This window comes from Pseudomonas pudica, from assembly GCF_015680405.1.
In the GTDB taxonomy this organism is placed as follows: domain Bacteria; phylum Pseudomonadota; class Gammaproteobacteria; order Pseudomonadales; family Pseudomonadaceae; genus Aquipseudomonas; species Aquipseudomonas pudica.
Window position 1 is genome coordinate 24,813 of record NZ_JADLJS010000032.1, and the last position, 16,139, is coordinate 40,951.

General features: G+C 64.5%; 18 protein-coding genes. 8 read left to right on the forward strand and 10 right to left on the reverse strand.

The annotated features are described in order from the left end of the window. Nucleotides 1-231: 231 nt before the first annotated feature. Together IRZ77_RS19595 and IRZ77_RS19600 are read left to right on the forward strand one after the other, a co-directional pair. Nucleotides 232-1,224, forward strand: coding sequence for a response regulator (locus IRZ77_RS19595; protein ID WP_196174215.1), 993 nt, complete (start codon nucleotides 232-234; stop codon nucleotides 1,222-1,224). Beyond that, nucleotides 1,221-1,589 (forward strand): response regulator transcription factor, encoded by a 369-nt coding sequence (locus IRZ77_RS19600; RefSeq protein ID WP_196174217.1) that lies wholly within the window; start codon nucleotides 1,221-1,223, stop codon nucleotides 1,587-1,589. Before IRZ77_RS19595 ends, IRZ77_RS19600 begins: the two co-directional genes overlap by 4 nt. Nucleotides 1,590-1,714: 125 nt before the next feature. Here the strand turns inward: IRZ77_RS19600 and IRZ77_RS19605 are convergent, their stop codons facing one another. The 3 genes from IRZ77_RS19605 to IRZ77_RS19615 form a co-directional block, all read right to left on the reverse strand. Further along, complete coding sequence (locus IRZ77_RS19605) at nucleotides 1,715-3,205, reverse strand: YifB family Mg chelatase-like AAA ATPase (RefSeq protein ID WP_046613733.1); 1,491 nt, start codon at nucleotides 3,203-3,205, stop codon at nucleotides 1,715-1,717. A gap of 163 nt (nucleotides 3,206-3,368) precedes the next feature. After that, nucleotides 3,369-3,722, reverse strand: coding sequence for a gamma-glutamylcyclotransferase family protein (locus tag IRZ77_RS19610; RefSeq protein WP_046613656.1), 354 nt, complete (start codon nucleotides 3,720-3,722; stop codon nucleotides 3,369-3,371). Further along, entirely contained in the window at nucleotides 3,723-3,989 is a 267-nt protein-coding gene (locus tag IRZ77_RS19615; protein WP_135001811.1) for an accessory factor UbiK family protein, read from the reverse strand. Nucleotides 3,990-4,397: 408 nt separating this feature from the next. Here IRZ77_RS19615 and glnK point away from each other — a divergent pair, with 408 nt between their 5' ends. The 3 genes from glnK (at nucleotide 4,398) to sutA (ending at nucleotide 6,873) form a co-directional block, all read left to right on the forward strand. Then, nucleotides 4,398-4,736: a P-II family nitrogen regulator gene (gene glnK / locus IRZ77_RS19620; protein ID WP_002555808.1), complete on the forward strand. Its 339-nt coding sequence runs from the start codon at nucleotides 4,398-4,400 to the stop codon at nucleotides 4,734-4,736. Between the two features lie 46 nt (nucleotides 4,737-4,782). Beyond that, the gene (locus IRZ77_RS19625) at nucleotides 4,783-6,114 is read left to right on the forward strand and encodes an ammonium transporter (RefSeq protein WP_046613654.1); all 1,332 of its coding nucleotides are present in this window, start codon (nucleotides 4,783-4,785) and stop codon (nucleotides 6,112-6,114) included. A gap of 429 nt (nucleotides 6,115-6,543) precedes the next feature. After that, on the forward strand, nucleotides 6,544-6,873 hold the full coding sequence (gene sutA / locus IRZ77_RS19630; RefSeq protein WP_135001810.1) for a transcriptional regulator SutA: 330 nt from the start codon (nucleotides 6,544-6,546) through the stop codon (nucleotides 6,871-6,873). Between the two features lie 173 nt (nucleotides 6,874-7,046). Here sutA and IRZ77_RS19635 read toward each other — a convergent pair whose 3' ends face one another. Genes IRZ77_RS19635 through lptM form a run of 6 tightly spaced genes read right to left on the reverse strand, consistent with a single transcriptional unit; the run spans nucleotide 7,047 to nucleotide 11,666 of the window. Continuing rightward, nucleotides 7,047-7,742 (reverse strand): HAD family hydrolase, encoded by a 696-nt coding sequence (locus IRZ77_RS19635; RefSeq protein ID WP_085602250.1) that lies wholly within the window; start codon nucleotides 7,740-7,742, stop codon nucleotides 7,047-7,049. Beyond that, nucleotides 7,739-8,638, reverse strand: a complete 900-nt coding sequence (xerC, locus tag IRZ77_RS19640) for a tyrosine recombinase XerC (protein ID WP_046613652.1) — start codon at nucleotides 8,636-8,638, stop codon at nucleotides 7,739-7,741. Before xerC ends, IRZ77_RS19635 begins: the two co-directional genes overlap by 4 nt. After that, nucleotides 8,638-9,348, reverse strand: coding sequence for a DUF484 family protein (locus IRZ77_RS19645; protein WP_085602252.1), 711 nt, complete (start codon nucleotides 9,346-9,348; stop codon nucleotides 8,638-8,640). Before IRZ77_RS19645 ends, xerC begins: the two co-directional genes overlap by 1 nt. Nucleotides 9,349-9,361: 13 nt before the next feature. Beyond that, on the reverse strand, nucleotides 9,362-10,192 hold the full coding sequence (gene dapF / locus IRZ77_RS19650; protein ID WP_196174219.1) for a diaminopimelate epimerase: 831 nt from the start codon (nucleotides 10,190-10,192) through the stop codon (nucleotides 9,362-9,364). A gap of 4 nt (nucleotides 10,193-10,196) precedes the next feature. Next, entirely contained in the window at nucleotides 10,197-11,444 is a 1,248-nt protein-coding gene (gene lysA, locus IRZ77_RS19655) for a diaminopimelate decarboxylase (RefSeq protein ID WP_046613649.1), read from the reverse strand. Nucleotides 11,445-11,453: 9 nt separating this feature from the next. Further along, nucleotides 11,454-11,666 carry an LPS translocon maturation chaperone LptM gene (lptM, locus tag IRZ77_RS19660; RefSeq protein WP_052970498.1) on the reverse strand — a complete coding sequence of 71 codons (213 nt, stop codon included), beginning with the start codon at nucleotides 11,664-11,666 and terminating at the stop codon, nucleotides 11,454-11,456. Between the two features lie 336 nt (nucleotides 11,667-12,002). On the opposite strand from lptM, the gene cyaY reads away from it, so the two are divergent. The 3 genes from cyaY to rnk all read left to right on the forward strand — a co-directional run bounded on the left by cyaY (nucleotide 12,003) and on the right by rnk (nucleotide 13,118). Continuing rightward, nucleotides 12,003-12,335, forward strand: a complete 333-nt coding sequence (gene cyaY / locus IRZ77_RS19665) for an iron donor protein CyaY (RefSeq protein WP_004575827.1) — start codon at nucleotides 12,003-12,005, stop codon at nucleotides 12,333-12,335. A 1-nt stretch (nucleotide 12,336) separates the two neighbouring features. Continuing rightward, on the forward strand, nucleotides 12,337-12,561 hold the full coding sequence (locus IRZ77_RS19670) for a DUF1289 domain-containing protein (protein WP_046613648.1): 225 nt from the start codon (nucleotides 12,337-12,339) through the stop codon (nucleotides 12,559-12,561). A 146-nt stretch (nucleotides 12,562-12,707) separates the two neighbouring features. Further along, a complete protein-coding gene (gene rnk, locus IRZ77_RS19675; protein WP_108481292.1) occupies nucleotides 12,708-13,118 on the forward strand; it encodes a nucleoside diphosphate kinase regulator in 411 nt (136 codons plus the stop codon). A gap of 94 nt (nucleotides 13,119-13,212) precedes the next feature. Here rnk and IRZ77_RS19680 read toward each other — a convergent pair whose 3' ends face one another. Beyond that, a complete protein-coding gene (locus IRZ77_RS19680) occupies nucleotides 13,213-16,068 on the reverse strand; it encodes a class I adenylate cyclase (RefSeq protein ID WP_135001808.1) in 2,856 nt (951 codons plus the stop codon). Nucleotides 16,069-16,139: the final 71 nt, after the last annotated feature.

Genomic DNA, 16,139 nt, shown 5'->3' on the forward strand with positions numbered 1-16,139 from the left:
CCCTGCTAGCAACATCCTGACGCGCGAGTATACGCAGCGGGCCCAGCATGGATGCGGCCTGCAGCCTGCTTGGCAGGAACGGGCACGCTGTTGTCCGTTATCGTCCCCTGGGGGCTGGCGGGCTTTTGTATAGTCCTCAGGCCAACCTATCCCTCGGGATAATTGTCTGAAGGCGTACGCTGGCCTAGGCTGCCCGGGGCTGGGAGACGCCCATGCCCGCGCGAGGAAGCCATGATCCGAATAGGTAATGCCCAGGTGTCGCTGGAGCGGCGCGAAGCCTTTGTTGATGGCAAGCCGATCCTGTTGGGCGGGCGTGCCTTCGAGGTGCTGGCGACGCTGATCAAGGCCAAGGGCCGGGTGGTCGGCAAGGACGAGCTGTTCAGTCAGGTGTGGGCCGGCACGGTGGTCGAGGACAACAACCTGCAGGTGCAGGTGTCCTTGCTGCGCAAGGCCTTCGGCGACCGTGGCCTGATCCAGACCGTGCCGCGCCGGGGCTATCGCCTGGCCGCCGAGATCAGCCTCGAGGTGCCTGGCGAGGCGTTGGGCAAATCACCGTTGTGCGCCGTGGCCGACACTGTCGAGTTGTTCGATGAGCACTTGAACGTGCCGGTGCTGGTGGTGGATGACGACCCGTCGGTGCGCACGGCCTTGGGCCGTCTGCTGCGCTCGCAGGACATTCCGCATCATTTGTTCGCCAGTGCCGAGGCATTGTTCGAGGCCCGCCTGGAAACCCCCTGTGCCTGCCTGTTGCTGGATATGCATCTGCCCGATACCAGTGGCCTGGAGGTACAAGACGCTCTGCGTCGGCTGGCGCTGCCCTGGCCGATCGTGTTCATGACCGGCTTCGGCACCATCCCGATGACCGTCCAGGCCATGCGTGCCGGGGCCGTGGAGTTCCTGACCAAACCGTTCGACGAAGACCAGTTGCTGACACTGCTGCAGGCGGTGCGCACGCGTGCCGTGGCGGAAGGACGCAGATGGCACCATGCGCGGCAGGTCGAGGAAAAGTACCAGCGCCTGACCCAACGCGAACGGCAGGTGTTCTCGCTGGTGGTTGGCGGCCTGTCGCACAAGCAGATCGCCAAGCAGATCGGCACCAGCGAAGTGACGACCAAGGTGCACAAGAAGAACATCATGAACAAGATGCAGTCCCGCTCGCTGCTGGAGCTGGTGGCCATGCACAACGTCATCGGGGCGCGGCGTGAGGGTCTGGGCGGCGCATGAGCAGAGCGGTGTGCATCGTCGACGACGATGCGTCGGTGCGCAAAAGCCTGGCCAACCTGCTGCGTTCGGCAGGCTTCGAGACCCTGTCGTTTGCTGCAGGGGACCTGTTCCTGGCCTCGGCACTGGCGCGACAGGCGGGGTGCGTGCTGCTCGACCTGAGGATGCCCGGGATGAGCGGGCTGGCGGTGCAGCGCGAACTGGCCCGGCTGGGGTGGCGTTTACCGGTGATTTGCATGTCGGCGCATTTGGATGAAGGGGCGGTGCGGGCGGCGATGGCGCTCGGGGCGCTGGTCTGCCTGGGCAAGCCATTTTCTGAAGAGGTGCTGCTGAAGGTGGTTGAGGATGCTTTGGTGGGCCGCCAGTGAGGTATTCCTGTCCCGGCCCCTTCGCGGGCTTGCCCGCTCCTACAGGGACTGCACAGGCTTTGGGCCGATGTATTCGGTGTGGGAGCTGGCTTGCCGGCGATGGGCTGCAAAGCAGCCCCGGCAATCTAACTGCTCCCCGGCCGGTACTGCAGGGACTCGGCCAGATGCGCCCGGCCAATTGCCTGGCTACCTTCCAGATCCGCCAACGTACGCGCCACCTTCAGCAACCGGTGTGCTGCGCGCAACGACAGGGTCAGCCGTTCACATGCCCCCTCCAGCCAGGCCTGGTCCGCCGCTGCCAACCCACAGTGGCGGCGCAACCCCTCAAGGTCGAGAAACGCATTCGCACACCCTTGCCGCCGCTGTTGCAGTTCACGTGCCTCGGCTACCTTGGCTGCCACATCGGCACTGGTCTCGCCGCAGGGCTGGTTGTTCAGCGTGGTGCTCTCCCGGGCAACCGTCAGGTGCAGGTCGATACGGTCCAGCAATGGCCCGGACAGCTTGTTGCGATACCGCGCGATCTGCTCGGTACTGCAGCGGCAGCGGCCAGTGGGGTCGCCCAGGTAGCCGCAAGGGCAGGGGTTCATTGCCGCCACCAGCTGGAAACGTGCGGGGAAACGCACCTTGTCGCGGGCCCGGGCAATCACGATCTCGCCCGACTCCAGAGGCTCGCGCAACACTTCCAGCACGCGCCGCTCGAACTCCGGTAGTTCATCCAGAAACAACACGCCATGGTGGGCCAGGGTAATTTCGCCCGGTTGTGGCCGGCTGCTGCCGCCGACCAGTGCCGGGCCGGAGGCGGAGTGGTGTGGATGGCGAAAAGGCCGCTGCGGCCAGCTACTCAGAGGCGTGTGGCCGCTGACCGACTGGATCGCCGCCACTTCCAGTGCCTCGTGCTCGTCCAGCGGTGGCAGCAGCCCCGGCAGGCGGCTGGCGAGCAAGGTCTTGCCGGTACCGGGAGGCCCGGTGAACAACAGGTTGTGCGCCCCGGCCGCCGCCAGCAACAGGGCGCGCTTGGCCGCCAGTTGGCCCTGCACCTCGCTCAGGTCCGGATACGGGCGTTGCTGCAGGATCAGGCCGTTGGCGGCATACGGCGGCAACGGCACCTGGCCGTTCAGGTGGGCGACCAGTTCCAGCAGGTGCCCCACCGCATACACCACCAGCCCGCCTGCCAGGCTGGCTTCTTCGGCATTCTCCCGTGGCACCACCAGCGCCCGGCCTGCTTCGCGTGCCGCCAGTGCCGCGGGCAGCACGCCCTGCACCGGGCGCAATTTGCCAGACAGCGCCAGTTCGCCCAGGCATTCGACCTCGGCAAGGGTAGCTGCGGGCACCTGGCCATCGGCGGCGAGGATGCCCAGAGCAATGGCCAAGTCATAGCGCCCGCCATCCTTGGGTAGGTCGGCGGGGGCGAGGTTCTGGGTGATGCGCCGCTGCGGGTAGTTCAAACCGGAGTTGACGATGGCGCTGCGCACTCGGTCCTTGCTCTCTTTGACCGTGGTTTCCGGCAGGCCGACCAGAGTGAGATGGGGCAAACCGTTGGCCAGGTGGGTTTCGACGCTGACCGCCGGTGCCTGCACGCCCACCTGGGCGCGGCTGTGGACGAGGGCTAGGGACATGGACGCTCCGTTGTCGCTGAACAGGGCCGCTTCCTGCGGCTTTGCAAGCATAGCGACGGCGACCCGGGTCGGCGCAAGAAGTGTGCGTCCTAGTTTTTCAGGCAGGGGTTGCCCATTGCATTCTTACCCCGTTGGGTTCGTGCCTGCTGCACGCCCGAAGAACTCAGGCGCGGACATAAACCCAGGCGGTCAGGCCCGAAGCGAGGGTGACGGCCACGCGCTTGTAGTCGGCGACTTCATAGCGGTCCGCTGCCGCCAGCTCTTCTTCGCTGATCTGGAAGACCATGCCGGCCACGCTGTCGTCGGCCTGGTTGCTGGGGGTAACGATAGGGTGATGGGACTTGCCGCTGGCTGCCAGCACGGCCGGGTCGGTGATCTCGACCCAGTCCTGGCGGTAGCCCAGCATGCGGTCGGCCTGCCCGCTCAGTTCGCGGCCGAAGTTGGCCAGTTGCACGGCCTTGTCCTGCAGGGTGCCGTAGGAAAACAACAATACCGAGTAAGCGCTGGAGGGCTGCATTCACTCATCCTGTGGGGTCGGGTCAAGCCGGGCTTCCAGCTCGGCTACTTGTTTTTCCAATGCCTCGAGGCGTGCGCGGGTGCGCGCCAGCACAACCATCTGGCTGTCGAATTCTTCGCGGCTGACCAGGTCCAGCTTGCTGAAGGCACCTTGCATCAGCAGCTTGAACTGGCTTTCCAGTTCGGCACGGGGCTGGGCTGTATCGCTGCTGAACAGGCGCGAGGCCTGGTCGCTCAGGGCATCTAGAAGGGCTTTGGGCGCGAGCATGGGGCTGTCCACTGATACTGGGAAATGGCCGGCAGTGTAGCACGGGCGAACCTGGCTCTTGATTGCTCAAGGCCGCGCCCACAATAGTCATTCGCCCTCGCAACGCAGTTGCACGTTTTTCGAGCAATGCGCCACATCGGAGCGCACCGAAATTGTGCATGTTTCCCATGCTGGCGACTGGCCAATCCCGACTGATTCACATAACTCACTGTTTTCTGGCGCTTTGACGGAACTGGCAAGGTTTCTGCAAAGACCAGTGCGAGCCATGCACTGATGCAGTTCCTTGTGACCAGGCAGTGCGCACGCGGAGCCGGATGCCGACGACGCGTTACAAAGCCAACCGCTGCGCTTAGACTTGAGACGGGTTTGTTTTCCTGGGGCAAGTCCACCAAATCGGGAGAGAGTTTCATGAAGCTAGTCACAGCCATCATCAAGCCGTTCAAGCTGGACGACGTGCGCGAGTCGCTGTCGGAAATCGGCGTGCAGGGCATCACCGTCACCGAAGTCAAAGGCTTCGGTCGGCAGAAGGGCCACACCGAGCTGTATCGCGGTGCTGAATACGTGGTCGATTTCCTGCCCAAGGTGAAGATCGATGTCGCCATCGATGACAAGGACCTTGATCGGGTAATCGAAGCCATCACCAAGGCAGCCAACACCGGCAAGATCGGTGACGGCAAGATTTTCGTGGTGAATCTGGAGCAGGCGATCCGTATCCGTACCGGCGAAACCGATACCGACGCGATCTAAGCAGCAACAAAGCCTCACCAAACCCAACGCCCCAGGAGAAAACAACATGACTCTGCGTAAGATCGCAGGGCTAGGAGCCCTATTGTCCCTCGTAATGCCCGGGCTTGCCCTGGCCGAGGAAGCTGCCCCAGCGCTGAACTCCGGCGACACCGCCTGGATGCTGACCGCAACGGCGCTGGTGCTGTTCATGACCATTCCCGGCCTGGCCCTGTTCTATGGCGGCATGGTGCGTTCCAAGAACGTACTGTCAGTGATGATGCAGTGCTTTGCGATCACTGGCCTGATGAGCATTCTCTGGGTCGTCTACGGCTACAGCATGGCCTTCGATACCACTGGTATGGAAAAGGGCGTGCTCAACTTCAATTCTTTCGTTGGCGGCTTCTCCAAGGCGTTCCTCACCGGTGTCACGCCCTCGAACCTGACCTCGGCTGCCGCGCTGTTCCCTGAAGCGGTATTCATCACCTTCCAGATGACATTTGCCATCATCACCCCGGCGTTGATCGTCGGTGCCTTCGCCGAGCGCATGAAGTTCTCCGCGATGCTGGTGTTCATGGGCATCTGGTTCACCCTGGTCTACGCACCGATCGCGCACATGGTCTGGAGCGGTGACGGTGCGCTGATGTGGGACTGGGGCGTGCTGGACTTCGCCGGCGGCACCGTGGTGCACATCAACGCCGGTATCGCTGGCCTGGTCTGCTGCCTGGTGCTGGGCAAGCGCAAGGGCTACCCGACCACCCCGATGGCCCCACACAACCTGGGCTACACCCTGATGGGCGCGGCCATGCTGTGGATCGGCTGGTTCGGCTTCAACGCGGGCTCTGCCGCTGCCGCCAACGGCACCGCCGGCATGGCCATGCTGGTTACTCAGATCGCCACCGCCGCCGCGGCCCTGGGCTGGATGTTTGCCGAGTGGATCGGCCACGGTAAACCGAGCGCCCTGGGCATCGCTTCGGGTGTGGTCGCCGGCCTGGTCGCCATCACCCCGGCTGCCGGTACCGTAGGGCCCATGGGCGCCCTGGTGATCGGCCTGGTTTCGGGTGTGGTCTGCTACTTCTGCGCCACCAGCCTCAAGCGCAAACTGGGCTATGACGACTCGCTGGATGCGTTCGGCGTACACGGCATCGGCGGTATCATCGGCGCCATCCTCACCGGCGTGTTCGCAGCCCCGGCGCTGGGCGGCTTCGGTACCGTCACCGACATCGGCATGCAGGTCTGGATCCAGGCCAAGGGCGTGATCTTCACCGTGGTCTACACCGCCATCGTCACCTACGTGATCCTCAAGGTGCTGGATCTGGTGATGGGCCTGCGGGTCAGCGAAGAAGAAGAGTCGGTCGGCCTCGACCTGGCTCAGCACAACGAGCGCGGCTACAACCTGTAACTGCGACGCGGTAAAAACTTGCCCGGCTTGCCGGGCATTTTTTTGCCAGATTTTTAGCATTTCCCGCACGGCAAACGGTTTATTCGACACGTTCGCGACGTAGGCGGAAATCTTACAAAACGCAGAGCATTCATGGTGCTTTGCTTTTTCTGCTGGCGCGCTAGAATGCGCGCCGAAGGGTGTTTGACGAGTAGTCCACACGCTTCGCCAGCCTTTGCTAGGCTTGCCAATAGCGTGTGGCCAGCAGGGGCTAAAGGATTTGTCAGGTCCTGCCAGGAGCAGGGCCTGCTGGGTGCCGCCTCCCATCAGGAGCGCCGACCCTAGGGCAGTGGCCTAACCCACGGCCAGTTGAATTTTCACTGGTGGCTGCCGGTCTACGGCTGCACTGGTCTATAACTAACCTGCTTTTCGCAAGTCATGAGGTAGAACATGAGCGACGACGATCTGGAAAATGATGACCTCGAAGTAGGCGACGAAGACGAGGGCGATGAAGGCCTCGAAGCGGCAACTGATGACGGCGCCGAAGACGCTGGCGATGACGACAGCAGCCCGGCACCCGCTGCCAAGGGCAAATCCAAGGCCGCAGTCTCGGTAGACGAAATGCCGAGCATGGAAGCCAAGCAGAAGGAGCGTGACGCCCTGGCCAAGGCCATGGAAGAGTTCCTCGCTCGCGGCGGCAAGGTTCAGGAAGTCGAGGCCAACGTGGTCGCCGACCCGCCCAAGAAGCCGGACAACAAGTACGGCAGCCGCCCTATCTGAGTGGCTGATCTAAAAAAGCCCGCCGTCGCTGCGGGCTTTTTTGTGTCTGCGGGTTATGGGTTGCCTGTGCCGGCCTCTTCGCGGGTGAACCCGCTCCCACAGGGACGGCGCAGGACCTGAGGGCAGTGGTGAACCTGTGGGAGCGGGTTTACCCGCGAATGGGCCGGCCCCTGTCAGCGCCAGCGTGCGAGGATGTCGGGCAACTGCGACAGGCGCTGTATCTCGGCATCCGGCGCCTGCTCGCCTACCCAAGGCTTGCCCTGCGGGTTGAACCACACCGCGCGCAGCCCGGCACGCTGGGCGCCGGCGATGTCATCGCCCGGGTGGTCACCGATGTGCACCGCCGCGCTGGCGACCACGCCACCGCGGCGCAGGGCTTCGAGGAACGGCGCCGGGTCCGGCTTGCCAATGCCGAGGTCCTCGGCACACAGGGCAAAGCGGAAATAGTCCGCCAGCCCCAGCCGGCTCACGTCCGCATTGCCGTTGGTGACCACGCCCAAGGTGTAGCTATGGCGAAGGATCTCCAGCACCGGCTGCACCTCCGGGAAAATCTCTACCTGGTGGCGGGCATGCAGGAATACTTCGAAACCTTCATTGGCCAGCTCCTGCGCATGCTTTTCGCTGTAGCCGACTTCTTCAAGGGCATGGAACAGCACGCGTCGGCGCAGGGCGCTGATGCGGTGCTTCAGGCCGGGTTCGGCTTGCACCAGGCGCTCGCGGATGGCGAACAGGTGCTCCACCGGCACGCCGCCAAGGATTGGGGCGTTGGCTTCGAGCCAGTCGCGCAACACGACTTCCGCGCTGGCAATCACCGGCGCGGTATCCCACAGGGTGTCGTCGAGGTCGAAGGTGATCAGCTTGATGCTCATGAGTCTGTGCCTTTGCTGCGTTTGGCCCGAGGGTGGGCGCTGTCGTACACCGCGGCCAGATGCTGGAAGTCCAGGTGGGTATAGATCTGCGTGGTGCCGATGTCGGCGTGGCCGAGCATCTCCTGCACCGCGCGCAGGTCCTGGGACGACTCCAGCACGTGGCTGGCGAAGGAGTGGCGAAGCATGTGTGGGTGCAGGTGCTGGCCCAGCTCGCGCTCACCAGCCGCCTTCACCCGTTGCTGGACGGCGCGTGGGCTGATGCGGTTGCCCTGACGGGTGATGAACACTGCACGGTCGCGTGGGTTGCCGATGCCGCGCAGGCGGTACCAGGCCTGCAAGGCTTCGCGGGCCTTGCGGCCGACCGGCAGCACGCGGGCCTTGCCGCCCTTGCCCAGCACCTGCACCAGGCCGGCGGCGAGGTCGAGGTGATCGAGGTCGAGGTTGGTCAGTTCGGACAGGCGCAGGCCCGACGAATAGAACAGTTCAAGGATGGCCTGGTCGCGACGGGCGATGAAGTCATCGTCGACACCGCCATCGAGCAGTTGCAGGGCGCGGTCGGTGTCCAGCACCTTGGGCAGCCGGCGTTCGCCCTTGGGCGCGCTCAGGCCGCTGGCCGGGTCGTGCTGGCACAGGCCTTCACGGTTGAGATAGCGGTACAGGCCACGCACCGCCGACAGCAGCCGGGCCAGGCTGCGCGAGGACTGGCCGTGATGGTGCTGGCGGGCGATCAGCTGGCGCAGCTGCTGAATTTGCAGCGCCTGCCAACCGGCAATGCCGTGCTCCTTGCAGTATGCAACCACCTTGTCCAGGTCGCGACGGTAGCCCAGCAGGGTGTGCTCGGACACCTGGCGCTCGTTGCGCAGGTGTGCGCAATAAGCCTCCAGCTGGTGTTCCATCAGCGTACCGGGCGCAGGGTCTGGGTAACGCGTGGGACAACGCGGCCAAGTACCTCGGCAATGTAGCCAAGGAACAGGGTACCGACGCTGCTCTTGTAGTGTTGCGGGTCGCGGCTGCCGATCGCCAGCACCCCGTGCAGGCCCTGGTATTCCAGGGCAGCCACGGCGCTGGAGCCTACCTCCCGGCGCTGTTCTTCACCGAACAGGAAGGCCAGCTCGTGCTCGCGCAAGTTGCCGCTGACCGTCTTGCCGCCGCCCAGCAGGGCCCCGATGGCCTGCTGCGCTTCGGCGTTGCTCACCCAGCGCCCGACCGGCGCGACATTTTCGCCGAACAGGATCAGGCTGACGAAGGGCACCTGGAATTCCTGGCGCAGGCTGTCTTCGACTGCCATCACCACTTCTTCCAGGCTGCCGGCGTCGAGCAGGTCGAGGATCAGCCGGCGGGTCTTGTCGAACAGCCGGTCGTTGTCGCGGGCCACGTCCATCAGTTGCGACAGGCGGTGGCGCATCTCGATGTTGCGGTCGCGCAGCAGCTTGAGCTGGCGCTCCACCAGCGACACGCTGTCGCCCCGCTGGTGCGGGATGCGCTGTTCGATCAGCAGCTCGTCGTGTTCGGCGAAGAAGGTGGGGTGGGCGCGCAGGTAGGCGACCACCGCTTCGGCATCGAGCTCGGCGGACTGCTTGGGTACAACCTGGGGCTGATCGGTCATGGCGGTTACTCGCTTAGAGACGAACCTGTCCTTCGTAGACGCGTACGGCCGGGCCGGTCATCAGCACGGGCTTGCCGGGGCCGGACCATTCGATGTGCAGGCGGCCTCCAGGCAGGTCGAGGGACACTGGGGAGTCCATCCAGCCCTGGCTGATCGCCGCCACGGCGGCGGCGCAGGCACCGGTGCCGCAGGCCTGGGTTTCGCCCGCACCACGCTCCCATACACGCAGGTTGGCGCGGTGGCGGTCGATGACCTGGAGGAAGCCGGCATTTACCCGCTGCGGGAAGCGTGGGTGGTTCTCGATCTTCGGGCCCAGCTGGTGCACAGGGGCGGTACGCACGTCGTCGACACGCAGTACGGCATGCGGGTTACCCATGGACAGGGCGGCAATCGAATGCACCTGGCCGTCGACTTCCAGTGGGTAGCTCAGCGCCTGCTCGTCGGCGACGAAGGGGATTTCGGGAGGGTTGAAGCGCGGCGGGCCCATGTCGACACTGACCTGGCCGTCGTTCTGCACGTCCAGTTCGATGATGCCGCTCTTGGTTTCCACGCGGATGCGCTTTTTTGCGGTCAGGCGCTTGTCCAGCACGAAGCGGGCGAAGCAGCGCGCACCGTTGCCGCACTGCTCGACCTCGGAACCGTCGGCATTGAAGATGCGGTAGCGGAAATCCACTTCCGGGTTGTTCGGCGCCTCGACGATCAGCAACTGGTCGAAGCCGATGCCGGTGTGGCGGTCACCCCATTGCTTGGCGTGCTTGGGCTGAATGTGCGCGTGCTGGCTGACCAGGTCGAGGACCATGAAGTCGTTGCCCAGCCCATGCATCTTGGTAAAACGCAGCAGCATGGGCTTACTCCGGCAGCAGGCTTTCGCCAGCGTACAATTCGGCGATGGTCTCGCGGCGGCGTACTTCGAAGGCCTGGTCGCCGTCGACCAGGATTTCAGCGCAACGGCCACGGGTGTTGTAGTTGGAGCTCATGACAAAACCATAGGCGCCCGCGGACTGTACGGCCAGCAGGTCACCTTCTGCCAGGTTCAGCACGCGGTCCTTGCCGAGGAAGTCGCCAGTCTCGCAGATCGGGCCGACCAGGTCGTAGGCACGGCCTTCGCCTGTGCGTGGCTTGACCGGGCTGACGCCCATCCAGGCCTGGTACAGGGCCGGGCGGATCAGGTCGTTCATCGCCGCATCGATGATGGCGAAGTCCTTGTGCTCGGTGTGCTTGAGGTATTCCACGCGGGTAAGCAGGACGCCGGCGTTGGCCACGATGTAGCGGCCCGGCTCGAACACCAGGGCGAGGTCGCGGTCGCCGACGCGCTCGCGGATGGCCTTGATGTACTCGGCCACCAGCGGTGGCTCCTCATCGCGGTAACGCACGCCGACACCGCCACCCAGGTCCAGGTGGCGCAGGTGGATGCCACACTCGGCCAGGCGGTCGACCAACACCAGCAGGCGGTCGAGGGCATCGAGGAAAGGCTCGACGGTGGTCAGTTGCGAACCGATGTGGCAGTCGACACCGACCACTTCCAGGTTCGGCAGCTGCGCGGCGCGCACGTAGATGGCCTCGGCATCGGCGATGGCGATGCCGAACTTGTTCTCTTTCAGGCCGGTGGAGATGTACGGGTGGGTGCCAGCGTCGACATCTGGGTTGACCCGCAGCGAGACCGGGGCAACCTTGCCCATCTCGGCGGCCACCACTTGCAGGCGCTCCAGTTCGTCGGTGGATTCGACGTTGAAGCAGTGCACACCGACTTCCAGGGCACGGCGCATGTCGTCGCGGGTCTTGCCGACGCCGGAGAACACCACGCGGTCGGCACGGCCGCCTGCGGCCAGCACGCGCTCCAGCTCACCGCCAGAGACGATGTCGAAGCCTGAGCCCAGGCGCGCCAGCACGTTCAGCACGCCGAGGTTGGAGTTGGCCTTGACCGCGAAGCACACCAGGTGCTCGGTGCCTTGCAGGGCGTCGGCGTAGCTACGGTACTGGGCCTCGATGTGGGCGCGCGAGTACACGTAGGTCGGGGTGCCGTAGCGTTCGGCGATGGCCGCCAGGCCCACGCCTTCCGCGAACAGCTCGCCGTCGCGGTAGTTGAAAGCGTTCATCTGGTTTCCTTACTGCGCTGGCGACTGCTCGGGCTCGAGCTCGGGCTCTGGCTGCTGCTCTTGTACCGGGGCCGGCTTGGCTTTTGGCTGGTGCTGGTGCGACTTGTGCGCTTTGCCGTTATCGCCGTCTTCTGGCAGATACAGCGGGCCTTTCTGGCCGCAGGCCGAAACGAGGCAGGCAACAGCGACCAGCGCCGCGAGGGAGGAAATCAGGCGCTTCATGGGTGAAATCCTTAGAAATATGCAGTATTGCGCCCGAGTATACCGAGCGACCGGCGGCTTGCCTATGCAAGGGCCGGCCCGCCTGGCGGGCTATTCTTACCGCCTGCAAGGGCCCTTTCGCAGTACCTGTGGGAGCGGGGGAGGGCCCGGCCACCCCCCCCACCCCGGGCCCCACCCCCCGCGCGCCTTGATCCGGGGCCAGCCCCGCTCCCACAGGTACTGCGCTGGCTTTGAGTTCATGCCAGTGAAGGTAGCGGCTAAACCTTTGCATTCGGCGGCAAGCGCCCGTATCTTGCCGGGCTTGCCTGTAACGCAGCCAATTTCGAGGTTCCTGCAATGAGTTTGAGTGAAGCGCGTTTCCATGATCTGGTCGACGCGACCCAACAGGCCCTGGAGGACCTGTTCGACGAGAGCGGCCTGGACCTGGACATGGAGAACTCCGCCGGCGTCCTCACCGTCAAGTTCGAAGGCGGCGCCCAGTTGATCTTCAGCCGCCAGGAGCCGCTGCGCCAGCTGTGGCTGGCCGACCGCTCCGGCGGTTTCCACTTCGACTACGACGAAGACAGCGGCAAGTGGGTGTGCGAAAAGAGCGAGGAATTGCTGGGCGAAATGCTCGAGCGCATCGTCTGGGAACGGGCCGGCGAGAAGCTGGACTTCGACGAGATCTGACATGAGCAGTACGCCGGCCCGTCCGCCCAAACCGCTCTACAGCAACGTCAGCCCCGCAGTGCCATCGCCCTGCATCAGCATTTGCCGGCTGGACGAACAGCGTGTCTGCACGGGTTGCCACCGGCATGTCGAGCACATCCGCGAATGGCGTTCGGCCGATGACGAACGGCGTCGGCAGATTTGCCGCGAGGCCCAGGTCCTGCGCGACCAGGCTAAGGCACACTGATCGCAGGGGCTTGAGTATTTACCCGGCTGTGGTAACGTCGGGTTCTGCGTCGGTGACGCCAAAGCCATCACAAACCCCGCCCTTGGGCGGGGTTTTGCTTTATCTGCATGATGAAAATCGCCTGTTCAAAGGAGTCTGACTGGATCATGAGTACCAAGCCTTCCCTCATCCTCACCCGATTGGACGTACAACGTCTGGAGCGTCTGATCGACAGCCTCGACGAGAGTACGCCGGGTGTGCTCGCCCTGCAGGACGAGCTTGACCGCGCCGAGCAGGTGGTCGGTCACGAGGAAGTTCCGGCTGGCGTGGTGACCATGAACTCGCGCGTGCACTGCCGTGAAGAAGCCAGCGGCAAGGACTACCACCTGACCCTGGTGTATCCGAAGGATGCCGGGCAGGAAGGCAACGTCTCGATCCTGGCGCCGATTGGTTGCGCCTTGCTGGGGTTGTCGGTGGGCGAGCAGATCGACTGGCCGGCCCCGGGGGGCAAGACCCTCAAGCTGAAGCTGCTGGAAGTGGAATATCAACCGGAAGCGGCGGGCGATTTCGATCTGTAAGGGCCAGGGGCCGCTTTGCGGCCCATTCGCAGCACAAGGCTGCTCCTACAAGAGAGCTCATTTCAACCTGTAGGAGCAGCCTTGTGCTGCGAATTCAGGATCCCACCGCCAAGACTTGCTCCAACCCCTCGTTCAAGGCCTGCTCCAGCTCCCGCTTGTAGCGCAGGTACAGCTGCGTCGACCCCAGCTGGTCATCCAGCAACTCGGACAAATCCAGGTCAGTGATGTAGCAGCGGTACTGCCCTGAGCCACGTCGCTGCCCGATGATCTGCCGGGCCACCACCGCATACAGCTGTTCACCATGCTCCAGTTCGGAAAACTCCTGCTGGTCGCAATACAGCGTCACGTGCGCCGCGCCCGCCACCCCGGCCTGGATGATCGCCTGCACTTCATAGTAGGGCTGGTCGCTACCCTCGACGGGAGCCTGGCGCGGCTCGATGCTGCGCGCCTTGCCTGGCCCGGAGGGCAACAGTTGCGCGTAGTGGATGTCCAGTGAGGCCGCTCGCTGGGTGTCCAGCGGCAGCCGGGCATCACGGCGCATCACCACCGAGCGCAGAAAGCGCTGCAGCGGCAACAGCAGGTGGGCTTCATCGTGCAGCGGCAGGCGTTGCTGCCACAGGGCGTTGTATTCATCCAGCACGTAAAGCTCGGCCCAGCCCCCCTGCAGGCGGTAGAACACCTGGATGCAGGCCGGCCGGCCCTGCTCCAGCACCAGGTGCAGGTCGTGGTCCTGCAGGGCGTTGGCATCCAGGTACAGCGGGCTGTAAGCGCTACGCTCTTCGCCCAGATGCTCCAGTAGTGCCTCGTGCTCGGCCAGGGTGGTGAGGTTGACATGCCCGGCCAGCAGCTCCAGCACATGGGTGTGCTGGGCCACCTGCAGCAGGTAGCGGTGGTTCAGGCCCTGGTCCAGCAGCAGCTGCACTGTGTCGAAGATTTCCTCAACGCGTTGGCCGATGGCCTGGGCGCGGCTCTGGCAGAAGCAGCGCACCCGCACCCTCGGTCTGTGGCCGCGCAGCACGGGGCTGTTGAGGAAGTCGCGCAGGCAGCGCACCAGCGCGTGCTCGCCGTCATAGCGCTGGACCAGTACCTCGTTCCAGCTGTTGAGCGTGACCTGGTCCAGAGTCAGGACAAGGTTTTCGCGCACGCCTGCATAGCTCAGCGAGTCGGTACGCTCGGTGGTCATCAGAATGTTCAGGTCGCGGTGGTGGCGCAGCGGGTCGATGGCTACGTTGACCAGCAGTAGCACCTCTTCGGCAACGCTGGGTTGCAGCAGGCGCACCTCGCTGACGGTCGGCAAGGGCAGGGGAATGCTCTGCTGCAGGCAGCCGACCAGGTTGAACAGCTCGAATTCGCTGAGGTCGCTGACGCCTGGGTGTAGCGCCAGGCGCGTGCTGCTGTCGATCACCCCGTTGCGGTGGGCCCAGGTCAGCAGTTCGAGCAGCTCGCGGCAACGCTTGAGCGGGCTGAAGTGGTCCACCTCATGGGGGCTCAGGTTGCCGGTGTATAGCTCCCAGTGGTAGCTGCCGGGCTCCCTGCGGTTAGGCGCCTGGACCAGGGTCAGGGTGTCCTCGGCCAGGTCTGGGGCGATGCCGGGGTTGATCACTTCGACCTTGCCGGCGCGGCGCTCGAAGGCCGCATAAAGGCGTCGGCCCAGCACATTCAGATCGCGCTGGTCGGCGCGGCTGCTGGCGTTCTGGGTGCGGGCGAATTCGCTGAGGAAGCGATAGCTGTGGTTCAGTTCGGCCACCAGTTCACGGCGCTCGACGGCAACCTGCTGCACTTTCCATTGGTTGCGACTGTCCAGCAGGGCCAACTGGCGCTCGTCCCAGCCCCACTCGTCGGCCAGGCGCTGCAACAGCCGGCGCTGCCAGCCATTGGCCCGGGCCGGGTCGCTGAGTTTCTTGTTCACCTTCAGGTACAGGCTGCGCCGCACCAGCTCCAGGCGCGTGTGTTCGCCACGCTGCAGCAGGTAATGCTCGATGCGCCGGTACACCATCACGTAGGGGTCCAGCTCGTCGAGGTCGAGCTGGTTGGCGAACACTGCTTGCTTGTAGTCCAGGCTCAGGCAGCGTACGGCGGGGTGTTCGCTGGCATAGGCCTCGGTCAACAGCAGCTTGAGCAGCGACTTGTAGGGCGAGTCGATGCCTTTGAACAGTTGCCACAAGCCAGCGCCGACGAACTCGCCGGGCGGAATGTGCGCCAGGTTGCCGAGGTCGAGGGCGTCCTGGCTGCGAATGAAACGTTTGGACAGCAGTGTCTGGGTATAGGCGTGGTAATCGTGCTCCTGGTAGACCGGCACCAGCCACCACAGTGGTGTGCGCCCGGCCAGCCAGATAGTAGTGCGGTAGAACTCGTCCAGCAGCAGGTAGTGCTGGGTGGTACCGCAATCGTCGGAACCGAGCTGGCCCTCGCGTTGGCCCTGGGCGAAACCTTGCGTGTCGATCAGGAAGAAGTGTGCCTCGGCACCCAGGCTTTCCGCCCATGCCTCCAGCAACTGGCATTTGCGGCGCAGTTCACCCAGCAGCTCGTCGGCCAGGCCGGGCGCATGGCACACCCACAGGTCCATGTCGCTTTGCTCGGCTTGCGCCAGCGAGCCCAGGCTGCCCATCAGGAACAGGCCGTGGATGGGCTGTGGCGGGTTGCCATGGCGGGCCTTGTAGGTGAAGGAGCGGGCAAGGCGCTGGGCCTCGACTACCAGGTCGGCGCTTGGCTCGTAGCCCGATACGCCTGCGGGGGTGCTGCCGGAGACATAGCCCGGCAGTAACGGATGGTTCACATGAAACAGCAGCGGCAGCAGCGTCAGCACCTGTTGCTGGCGCGTCGACAGGCCCTCCAGGGCCCGCTGCAGCCGGCCCTGATTGAGCCGCAGGAAGCGCGCACGCAATGTCGCCAGGACCTTGCGGTCGATGCCTTCGTCCAGGTCGGGGCGGATTTCGTGGGGGTGGTTCATTGCGCACTCGGGCAGGCCAGCGGAGCTGTGGCGAGTGTAGCCTGAGTAGCGGGGTCGGATAAGCGGCAATT

Excerpts from the sequence above, each read along its gene's own strand:
- IRZ77_RS19595 (WP_196174215.1), top strand. The coding sequence starts at position 232 with ATGATCCGAATAGGTAATGCCCAGGTGTCGCTGGAGCGGCGCGAAGCC.
- IRZ77_RS19600 (WP_196174217.1), top strand. The coding sequence starts at position 1,221 with ATGAGCAGAGCGGTGTGCATCGTCGACGACGATGCGTCGGTGCGCAAA.
- IRZ77_RS19605 (WP_046613733.1), bottom strand. The coding sequence starts at position 3,205 with ATGTCCCTAGCCCTCGTCCACAGCCGCGCCCAGGTGGGCGTGCAGGCA.
- IRZ77_RS19610 (WP_046613656.1), bottom strand. The coding sequence starts at position 3,722 with ATGCAGCCCTCCAGCGCTTACTCGGTATTGTTGTTTTCCTACGGCACC.
- IRZ77_RS19615 (WP_135001811.1), bottom strand. The coding sequence starts at position 3,989 with ATGCTCGCGCCCAAAGCCCTTCTAGATGCCCTGAGCGACCAGGCCTCG.
- glnK (WP_002555808.1), top strand. The coding sequence starts at position 4,398 with ATGAAGCTAGTCACAGCCATCATCAAGCCGTTCAAGCTGGACGACGTG.
- IRZ77_RS19625 (WP_046613654.1), top strand. The coding sequence starts at position 4,783 with ATGACTCTGCGTAAGATCGCAGGGCTAGGAGCCCTATTGTCCCTCGTA.
- sutA (WP_135001810.1), top strand. The coding sequence starts at position 6,544 with ATGAGCGACGACGATCTGGAAAATGATGACCTCGAAGTAGGCGACGAA.
- IRZ77_RS19635 (WP_085602250.1), bottom strand. The coding sequence starts at position 7,742 with ATGAGCATCAAGCTGATCACCTTCGACCTCGACGACACCCTGTGGGAT.
- xerC (WP_046613652.1), bottom strand. The coding sequence starts at position 8,638 with ATGGAACACCAGCTGGAGGCTTATTGCGCACACCTGCGCAACGAGCGC.
- IRZ77_RS19645 (WP_085602252.1), bottom strand. The coding sequence starts at position 9,348 with ATGACCGATCAGCCCCAGGTTGTACCCAAGCAGTCCGCCGAGCTCGAT.
- dapF (WP_196174219.1), bottom strand. The coding sequence starts at position 10,192 with ATGCTGCTGCGTTTTACCAAGATGCATGGGCTGGGCAACGACTTCATG.
- lysA (WP_046613649.1), bottom strand. The coding sequence starts at position 11,444 with ATGAACGCTTTCAACTACCGCGACGGCGAGCTGTTCGCGGAAGGCGTG.
- lptM (WP_052970498.1), bottom strand. The coding sequence starts at position 11,666 with ATGAAGCGCCTGATTTCCTCCCTCGCGGCGCTGGTCGCTGTTGCCTGC.
- cyaY (WP_004575827.1), top strand. The coding sequence starts at position 12,003 with ATGAGTTTGAGTGAAGCGCGTTTCCATGATCTGGTCGACGCGACCCAA.
- IRZ77_RS19670 (WP_046613648.1), top strand. The coding sequence starts at position 12,337 with ATGAGCAGTACGCCGGCCCGTCCGCCCAAACCGCTCTACAGCAACGTC.
- rnk (WP_108481292.1), top strand. The coding sequence starts at position 12,708 with ATGAGTACCAAGCCTTCCCTCATCCTCACCCGATTGGACGTACAACGT.
- IRZ77_RS19680 (WP_135001808.1), bottom strand. The coding sequence starts at position 16,068 with ATGAACCACCCCCACGAAATCCGCCCCGACCTGGACGAAGGCATCGAC.